4 protein-coding genes are annotated in these 2,956 nt (G+C 54.2%); all 4 read left to right on the forward strand.

Annotated elements, in window-relative coordinates; all coding sequences use genetic code 11:
* Positions 1 to 646 (forward strand): energy-coupling factor ABC transporter permease (locus HXY34_01555; GenBank protein ID NWF94806.1); only part of this gene is annotated, 646 nt, incomplete at its 5' end.
* Between the two features lies 1 nt (position 647).
* A complete protein-coding gene (locus HXY34_01560) occupies positions 648 to 938 on the forward strand; it encodes a PDGLE domain-containing protein (protein ID NWF94807.1) in 291 nt (96 codons plus the stop codon).
* 36 nt (positions 939 to 974) lie between these two features.
* Entirely contained in the window at positions 975 to 1,760 is a 786-nt protein-coding gene (locus HXY34_01565; GenBank protein ID NWF94808.1) for a hypothetical protein, read from the forward strand.
* Positions 1,757 to 2,500, forward strand: a complete 744-nt coding sequence (locus HXY34_01570; protein ID NWF94809.1) for an ABC transporter ATP-binding protein — start codon at positions 1,757 to 1,759, stop codon at positions 2,498 to 2,500. Before HXY34_01565 ends, HXY34_01570 begins: the two co-directional genes overlap by 4 nt.
* Positions 2,501 to 2,956 lie beyond the last annotated feature (456 nt).

Here is a 2,956-nt window from a genome sequence, read left to right on the forward strand (position 1 = left end):
GGCACTGTACTATTCTACGAGACGCATTGGACGGCGTTTCGATGCTAAGACGGTGCCCTATATCGGGGTACTTGCAGCAATCATATTCGCAGCACAGTTCGTGAACTTCCCGGTCCCACCCTCAAGTGCACATCTAGTCGGGTCCACTCTGGTGTCTGTGATTGTAGGCCCGTGGGCAGGTATGCTGGTGTTGTTCTTGGTGTTAGTCGTTCAGGCAATCTATGGAGATGGAGGCGTCCTGACACTCAGCCTCAACTTCTTCAACATGGGCATCTTCTCATGTCTGTTGGGTTGGATCTTGGCAATGACCTTCTTCACCGCTTTCAAGAAGAAGTGGAGTGAGAAGCAGTCGGTTCTGCTGGCGACTGCCGCAGCATCTTATATCACGACCGTTGCGGTGGCCTTTGTGCTTGGTCTGGAGATGCTCACCGTGCCAGGAGTACCACTACAGTTCGTCGGCGTAATCACAGCTGTACATGCAGTCATAGGTTTTGGCGAAGCATTCCTCACATACGTGATACTACTCTACTTCGTAAAGGCACGACCTTCGATAGTGTCATTCCTACAGGGAAGTGAGACATCTGAGATGGGTCAGTGGAATGAAGTACTCAGGCTGACTTCTAGGGCTGTCAGTGGAGGTAATTAGAATGGCAAAGATTGAAGGAATGCGATACGCGATGCTCTTTGCTCTGGTGCTTGTGGCAATCCTCTCTGTGATTGTGCTCTTTGAGTTGGCCTCTTCCGCACCGGACGGATTCGAATGGTCGTTGTTCGAGTTCGTGGGCATCGAAGAGCCCGAGCCTTGGTATGCGGGCCTCTGGAGCTTCATGGAAGAAGGACCCGTGACAGATGCGATTGCTGGAGCGGTTGGTGTTTTTCTGGCCCTTTTCTTGGCCTACATCCTCTTCACACAGCTCGCAAAGAGAACTACCGCATAGACCGGAGAACGGACAGGGGAGTGATTATGCCAGAGCATGACGAGGTTCCTGCTGCCCTTCAAGGAGGGGCATTCAACACCCTCCAGACTCTCTCCGGCGGGGAAACTCGTCTTTGCTCTCCTGCTCGCCATGAGGTTGTCCATTGAAACGGAGCTCTCCCTTGTCCTCTTCACGCTGTTCGTGACGATAGTCGTGGCCTGCGCAGTGAAGACAAGATGGCGCGCTGTAGTGCCTCTCGTCTTTAGATTCGAGTTGGTTGTCCTGTTCTGGGTTCTGATTCTGCCCCTCTACTATGGAGAGACTGTCCTGCTATTTTTTCTGCTGGGTCCATGGTCCATCTCTATCTACGCAGAGGGTCTTACCCTAGGCGTATTGCTGAGTATGCGCATCTTCACGGTTCTGCTTGTCTTCGTCGTGACATTCTCGCACATCAGTCTGTCTGAGTTTCTGGCTGCGCTGCGCACTCTACGTGTGCCAACTATACTGCTTGGATCTCTCATGATAATGCTGAGATACCTGCCGCTGTTCTTGGAGGATAGGACAAGGATGCAAGAGGCACAGCTACTCAGGGGTCTCGAACATGGCCCACGCCGACGACGCATGGAGTCGCTTGGGAGTCTTGTCGGCAAGAGCATCATGAGAGCGCTGGACCGTAGTGTCATAGTATACGAGGCAATGCTGTTAAGGGGGTTTGGTGGAACCCTGCGTATCCAGGGGTCTGGCTTCCATCGAGGTGACTGCGTCTTGGCGATAGCCCTCGTCCTGTTTGTCCTATCCCTCCAGACCGCCATCCCTGTACTGCTGGAGGCCGTATCGATATGAGCATAGCTATCGACATTAGGCATGTCTGCTTCAGCTACGATGACTTCCAACTCGCAGACATCACTACCAGACTTCGAGCGGGTGAACAAAAAGCACTTGTCGGTCTCAACGGGTCGGGCAAGACCACTCTGTTCAAACTGATTCTCGGTCTCCTGCGGCCAGTGTCTGGCGAGATAGAGGTCTTCGGCAAGCCCGTGAGACCTGACACGCTGTGGCAGATACGTCAAGAGGTCGGCTTCATGTTCCAGAACCCGGACGACCAGCTCTTTGCTCCCACCGTATGGGATGATGTGTCCTTTGGACCTAAAAACATGGGCCTGTCCCCAGAGGAAGTTCGCGAGCGTGTTTCTTGGAGCCTAGACGCAGTCGGACTGAGCGAGCTTGCACAGCGTCCGATAGGTCAGATGAGCTTTGGTCAGGCCAAGCGTGCGGCATTGGCAGGCGTCTTGGCAATGCGTCCGCGTGTCCTGTTACTAGACGAGCCGTTTGCTGGCATTGACTTTCCCATGATTGAAGCAGTCATTGATATCGTCAATGCACTCAGAAAAGAGGGGGTTGCAGTCTTCTATACAACCCACGACCGCTTCTTCCTAGAGCACTGGGCGGACTCGATGACAGTGCTTGGGCAGGGTCAGGTAGTATACGATGGTCCCCCCGCAGAGGGGCTTGAAGACCCAGATGTTGTGGCCCAGATTGGTGACTGGGAGCGACTTGCACGGCGTTTGGACCACAGACCTTAGTCCAGACCTGTACGTCTGGAGCGTGTTTCATGAGCACTTGCGACCTCGCGTGTTGTGCAAACCACCTCTTTAGAATCAGTTGCAGCAACTACCTATGAGTACGGTCCTTCCCGCAGGGCATTGTTGGTATCACCACATTTGAAACCGGTGTCACTGGAGCGACCGTCACCGCGCAAGGTGATGACAATGATCTCCTCTGTAGTTCATAGAGACCATGTCGTGAACTGCTCCCATTAGAAGAGCGTGGTGCCGGCCGCCACGGTCTTCGGTGTGTCCCACCCCATAGTCCACAGGTGGCGCAAAGCCCATGCCTGCTACGGTCCTGCGGGACTTGCGCCGAGCTCGACGGCTCCCATGCATTCGGGAACCGCAGTGAGAGGAGGTGTCCCAAATGTGGTGTTACAGTGTCCTACATCCCCTGTGATCCCACACAACAGACTCAAGGGCCGGCAAGAC

Source organism: Candidatus Thorarchaeota archaeon (genome assembly GCA_013388835.1).
Taxonomy (GTDB): Archaea; Asgardarchaeota; Thorarchaeia; order Thorarchaeales; family Thorarchaeaceae; genus JACAEL01.

Bases quoted from the DNA above. Each gene is read 5' to 3' on its own strand.
- HXY34_01560 (NWF94807.1), top strand. From the start codon at position 648: ATGGCAAAGATTGAAGGAATGCGATACGCGATGCTCTTTGCTCTGGTG.
- HXY34_01565 (NWF94808.1), top strand. From the start codon at position 975: ATGACGAGGTTCCTGCTGCCCTTCAAGGAGGGGCATTCAACACCCTCC.
- HXY34_01570 (NWF94809.1), top strand. From the start codon at position 1,757: ATGAGCATAGCTATCGACATTAGGCATGTCTGCTTCAGCTACGATGAC.